Origin of the sequence: Methylobacterium sp. UNC300MFChir4.1, assembly GCF_900110155.1 — a bacterium.
GTDB lineage: Bacteria > Pseudomonadota > Alphaproteobacteria > Rhizobiales > Beijerinckiaceae > Methylobacterium.
Map to the genome: position 1 here is coordinate 1 of NZ_FOCS01000062.1, position 5,505 is coordinate 5,505.

A 5,505-nucleotide genomic window follows, 5' to 3' on the forward strand; every position below is an offset into this window, starting at 1 on the left:
AAGGCGATGCTCGAGGACATCGCGATCCTGACCAAGGGCCAGATGATCGCCGAGGACCTCGGCATCAAGCTCGAGAACGTGACGCTCCCCATGCTCGGCCGCGCCAAGCGCGTGCGCATCGAGAAGGAGAACACCACGATCATCGACGGCGTCGGCGAGAAGTCCGACATCGAGGGCCGCATCTCGCAGATCAAGGCGCAGATCGAGGAGACCACCTCGGACTACGACCGCGAGAAGCTCCAGGAGCGCCTGGCCAAGCTCGCGGGCGGCGTCGCGGTGATCCGCGTCGGCGGCGCGACCGAGGTCGAGGTGAAGGAGAAGAAGGACCGCGTCGACGACGCCCTCAACGCCACCCGCGCGGCGGTCGAGGAAGGCATCGTCCCGGGCGGCGGCACCGCGCTGCTGCGCGCCACGGCAGCTGTTCGGGCTCTTTCGAACGACAACCCCGACGTGCAGGCCGGCATCAAGATCGTCCTCAAGGCTCTTGAGGCCCCGCTCCGCCAGATCGCCCAGAACGCGGGCGTCGAGGGCTCGATCGTGGTCGGCAAGATCCTGGCCGATGCCTCCTCGACCTTCGGCTTCGACGCCCAGACCGAAGCGTATGTTGATATGCTTCGGGCCGGCATCGTCGATCCGGCCAAGGTGGTGCGCACCGCCCTGCAGGGCGCGGCTTCGGTCGCCGGCCTGCTGGTGACCACCGAGGCCATGATCGCCGAGGCTCCGCGGAAGGAGGCCCCGCCGATGCCGAGCGGTGGTGGCATGGGCGGCATGGACTTCTGATCTGCCCGACCAAGTCTGGGTGATACTCGATGAGCCGGATGCCGGCTCGTCGGGGGCGCTTCACGTGGGCCGGATGAGGGGACCGGCCCCGCTCCGGTCCTGCGGGTGCACGGGATCGAGGCGTTCCCGTCTATCGGCGCTGTATCATCGAAATCGAAGCCCGCGTCTCGCGCGGTGAGGCGGCTCAAGTCGCGGGAGGCTGCGGCGGCCGATTCCGAAATAAGTCTGAGGGCAACGCACATGCGCATTCTCGTCGGCTGCGAGATGACCTACGAGTTCCCGCAGCCCACCCCCATCATCGCGACGCTTAACATCCACGCATCGCGCTTCTCGGATCTCGAACGACCCGACTACTTAATCACGACCCCCGCTGTACCGGTCCAGGGCTACCGTGACAGTTTTGGGAACTGGTGCAGCCGCATGGTTGCCCCGGCTGGCCGCTTCAAGCTGCGGACCGACACGATCGTGCGGGACCCCGGCGGCGGCGACCCGGAGGTCTTCAACGCTGGGGAGACCGCCATCGAGACGTTGCCGTCGGACACGGTGCTGTTCCTCCTCGGCAGTCGGTACTGTGAGACCGATCGTCTGTCATCGATCGCCTGGGATCTGTTCGGCCACCTGCCGCCGGGCTGGGGGCGTGTGCAGGCGATCTGCGACTACGTCCATGATCGAATTACCTTCGGATACGAGCATGCGCGGGCAACGCGGACGGCCTTCGATGCATTCGAGGAGCAGCGGGGCGTCTGCCGTGATTATGCGCATCTGGCGATCGCGTTCTGCCGGTGTCTCAACATCCCGGCACGCTACTGCAACGGATATGTCAGCGACATCGGTCTGCCGCTGCCCCATGCGCCCGGCGATTTTGCCGCCTGGATGGAGGTCTTTCTCGGGGGCCGCTGGCACACATTTGATCCGCGCAACAACAGTTCACGCATCGGTCGGATTCTGATCGCCTATGGTCGGGACGCCGCGGATGTCCCGTTGACGCTGACCTTTGGCCCCAACGAACTCGTCGCGTTCCACGTGACGACGGAAGAAGCGCCTCCAATATAACCGCGAACTTCTGAATGAGGCGTTGGCTGCTTGCAGCCGTTGACCGTTTGACTACAAAAGCTATCAAGCCGCATCCAAGATACCGCGAATTCGTGTCGCGTCCTCGATGCAGGTCGATAAATGCAGCACTGATGTCTGCTTGTCGGGCGTTCTTCAAACAAGTTGAATGGCCGACTTGGGCGCGAAGCCGAACGCCCGGTTCTGCGCGCGTTGCCGATCCGGCATGACTCGGTCTGGCCGAAAGCTGCCGGTCCGCTTAGGAGAAGAGCAGCTCCGGAAGCGGACGTACCTTCACCGGCCCATTACGGTGACGCGGCGGTTCCTTGCAGGTCTCCCACACACGGACATCAGCTCGACGCCAGGAACGCGGTCTAAGTCGATCGTCGTAGCGTTTTGGGTCAGAACCGCACCGTGAACGACCCTGTGAAACGCCGTGGCGATCCTGGGTAGACGCGGAATACGTTGAGCGAGCTCTCGTAGTAGACCGTGTTGAAGATGTTCTCGACGTTGAGACCGAAGCGGAGGTTCTCGTAGCGGTAGTACGCCAGCGCGTCGGCCGCGACGTAGGCCGGCAGCACGAAGCCGGATCCGGCCGCATCGCCGGGACGCTCGCCGACGCCGCGCACGCCGCCCCCGATGCCGAACCCCTTCCAGTTCCCACCCTGTACCTCGTACACGGCGAGCAGGCTTCCCGAGTGGCGCGGCACGTTGATCAGTGGCGCGCCCACCGGCAGCACGTTGTCCTTGGTCACGACCGCGTCGGCATAGACGTAGCCGGCCAGGATCTTCAGCTCCGGAGAGAGCTGCCCCTGCGCCGTCAGCTCGAAGCCCTGGCTGCGCACGGCGCCTGCCGCGAGCGAGAAGCCGCTGTTGTTCGGGTCCGGGGTCAGAACGTTCTGCCGGTCCACCCGGAAGGCCGCCGCGGTGAGCAGCAAGTTGCCCCCGAACAGCTCGGCCTTGGCACCGATCTCGTAGCCTTGGCCGGTCTCCGGCTTCAGCGGCCTTCCGGGCGACACGGCCGCAGCGTCAGGGCCGATGTTGGGCCGGAAGCTCGTGCCGACGTCGGTGTAGAGCGAGAGCCATGGGACCGTCTGGTAGATCAGCCCGGCCCGCGGCGAGGCTGCGACCCGAGACTGGTCCGCCTGGCTGCGCGGGATGCGCTCGCGGAAGGAGTCCTCGAAGAGGTCGAGCCGCGTGGCCACCAGCGCCCTCCACTCCGGGCTCAGCACGATCTGATCCTGGGCGTAGAGGGCGGTGTTGGTGACCCGCTCCAGGTTGTTGCGCGGGATGGTCAGCGGCGGCAGCGCCTGCCCGTAGACGGGCGCGTAGATGTCGAGGGCGTAGGGGCTCGTGCGGAAGTTCGAGCGCAGGTACAGGGTCCGGCTATCGGTACTCTCGCGCTCGAAGCCGAGCAGGAGCGTGTGGCCGATCCCGCCCGTGTCGAAGCGCCCGATCAGGTCCGCCTGCCCGACCGCGACGTCCCAGCGGTAGTCGCGCACGTTCCGGTCTCGGGCCACCGTCCGGTTGTCGGAGGCGATAGAGCGGATCTCAGCGGACTCACCGTTCAGCGTTCCGGTGGCGAAGTGCGTCGCCAGACGCATGTGCCAGTCCTCGCTGAAGCGATGGTCGATGCGCGCCTGCAGGATGTTCTGGGTCTGGTAGGTGCTCTGCTCCGGCTCCCCGAGGAAGCGCGAGATCGGCAGGAAGCCGAGCTGCTTGTTGATGGCGATCACGCCCCGGTCGAAGACGATCCGGTTGCGCTGAATGTCGGCCTCGACGGTGATGCGCGTGTCCGGCGTGATCTGCCAGCTCACCACCGGAGCGACGAGCAGCCGGTCGCTGTCGACGAAGTCGCGGAAGCTGCCGGCACCCTGGGCCGCGAAGTTGAAGCGGTAGAGGACGGTGCCGTCATCGGTGAGCGGACCACCAGCGTCGACGGTCCCGCGGGTCAGCCCGAACGAGTCGACTTGGTTGCCGAACTCGACGAAGCGCTGGGCGGTGGGCTGCTTGGTGATGATGTTGACAAGCCCACCCGGATCGCTGCGTCCGAACAGGCCGGCGCCCGGGCCCTTCAGAACCTCGATACGCTCGATGTTCTGCGCATCGGGCGGGGGCGGCGTACCACGATTAAGGGGGAACCCGTTCTGGTAGATCTCCGAGGTGGTCACCCCGCGGATAGCGTAGCTGAAGATGCTCAGGCCGCCGAAGTTGTTCTGCTGCGCCACGCCCGGCAGGTAGTTGAATACCCGGTCGACGCGGGTGGCGGCGAGATCGGTGATGGCCTCGCGCGGCGCGACCGTGACAACCTGGGGGACATCCAGCTGCGGCGTGTCAGTCTTGGTGCTGCTGACCGCCCGCCCGGCTCCGTAGCCAGGCGTGGGGCCAATCAGGCCGATCGTGCCGGCGGCGGTCGTCGTGCCGGACGGAGCGCCGGTCCCGGCCGCCTCGACCGACAGCTCCTCCAACGCGACGCTTTCCTGCGCCCGCACCTCGCTTGATGGCGCACCTGCCGCGAGCACGGCCGCGAGGGCGAGACCGGTGCCGTTTGGCGCACGATGTGACGGGCGGGTCACCCGCCGACGGACAGGGGCACGGGCCGGATGGAGCACCCGCATCATCACGTCCGGATATGCTCGTGGGGATGGGGCGTGTGCCCGTGCGGGTGGTCCACGACCTCGATCCGCGCCGGGATGATCGACAGGCTGTCGTGGCGCACGCCGCGCTGTGTCGCGATTGCGTCGACGAAGGCGTGGATCTCCCGGACACGGCCGCGCAGGACCAGGGTGTGCAGCGCCGCCTCGTGGTCCAGTGGCACCTGCACCTGCGTGATGACGAGGTCATGCCTTGCCCGCTGTTCCTCCGCGAGGCGCTGCCCAAGGTCTCGCACGCCGGCTTCCGCCACGAAGGTGAAGGTCGCCACGCAGGCATGGTCGGGATCGCGCTCGCGGCGCGCCTCCGCGAGGCCCCGGCGCAGCAGGTCGCGCATCGCCTCCGAACGGCCTGCGTAGCAGCGGACCTCCGCGATCCGGTCAACGGCGTCGACGAGTTCGTGGTCCAGGGTGACGGTAATCCGCTGCATCAGCTTGCACCCGCTGGGAAGGCCGGGAGGACGGCGTCGACGAGCTCGCGCGCGGCCGGATGCTCGAGCTCAAGCCTCGGTCGACACGGCGACGAGTCGACGACCCGCCCGTCGTCGAGAACGACGACCCGATCCGCGAACCGGCGCGCCAGACGGATGTCATGCGTGACGAGCAGGAAGGCGGTTCCCTGTTCATGTCGCAGGACGGCGAGGCGGTCGAGGATCTCGATCTGTAGCGGCGCGTCCAGGTTCGAGACCGCCTCATCGAGCACGACGAGCGCAGGGCGGGTAGCCAGCGCCCTGGCGAGGCCGACGCGCTGCACCTGGCCGCCGGAGAGCTGGCTCGGGAGCCGCCCGATCACGGATCGGTCGAGACCGACGAGAGACAACAGCGCATGGACCCGTGCTCGCCTCTCCGTCGCCGAGAGGCCGGTCAGATGCCGCAACGGCTCCGCAATCGTGCGGCCTACCGTATGGCGCGGGTTCACCGCCGAGAGCGGGTCCTGAAGAACCATCTGGACCGCCGACCTGAATGCTCGCCGCCCCGCGTCGTCGAGCCTGGCTAGACCCATTCCGCGAAACCGCACGACACC

At 67.2% G+C, this 5,505-nt stretch carries 5 protein-coding genes; 2 read left to right on the top strand and 3 right to left on the bottom strand.

Features of this window, described 5'->3' with window-relative positions:
* Together groEL and BMY19_RS30140 are read left to right on the top strand one after the other, a co-directional pair.
* Nucleotides 1–780: chaperonin GroEL (groEL, locus tag BMY19_RS30135; protein WP_139215757.1), on the top strand; the 780-nt coding region annotated here is incomplete at its 5' end.
* A 240-nt stretch (nt 781–1,020) separates the two neighbouring features.
* Nucleotides 1,021–1,833: a transglutaminase-like domain-containing protein gene (locus tag BMY19_RS30140; protein ID WP_091928774.1), complete on the top strand. Its 813-nt coding sequence runs from the start codon at nt 1,021–1,023 to the stop codon at nt 1,831–1,833.
* A gap of 398 nt (nt 1,834–2,231) precedes the next feature.
* Here the strand turns inward: BMY19_RS30140 and BMY19_RS30145 are convergent, their stop codons facing one another.
* The 3 genes from BMY19_RS30145 to BMY19_RS30155 all read right to left on the bottom strand — a co-directional run.
* Nucleotides 2,232–4,448: a TonB-dependent siderophore receptor gene (locus BMY19_RS30145; RefSeq protein WP_244535086.1), complete on the bottom strand. Its 2,217-nt coding sequence runs from the start codon at nt 4,446–4,448 to the stop codon at nt 2,232–2,234.
* A 2-nt stretch (nt 4,449–4,450) separates the two neighbouring features.
* Nucleotides 4,451–4,912, bottom strand: a complete 462-nt coding sequence (gene nikR, locus BMY19_RS30150; protein ID WP_100253881.1) for a nickel-responsive transcriptional regulator NikR — start codon at nt 4,910–4,912, stop codon at nt 4,451–4,453.
* Nucleotides 4,912–5,505 (bottom strand): ATP-binding cassette domain-containing protein (locus BMY19_RS30155; RefSeq protein WP_100253883.1); only part of this gene is annotated, 594 nt, incomplete at its 5' end. The genes nikR and BMY19_RS30155, both read right to left, overlap by 1 nt.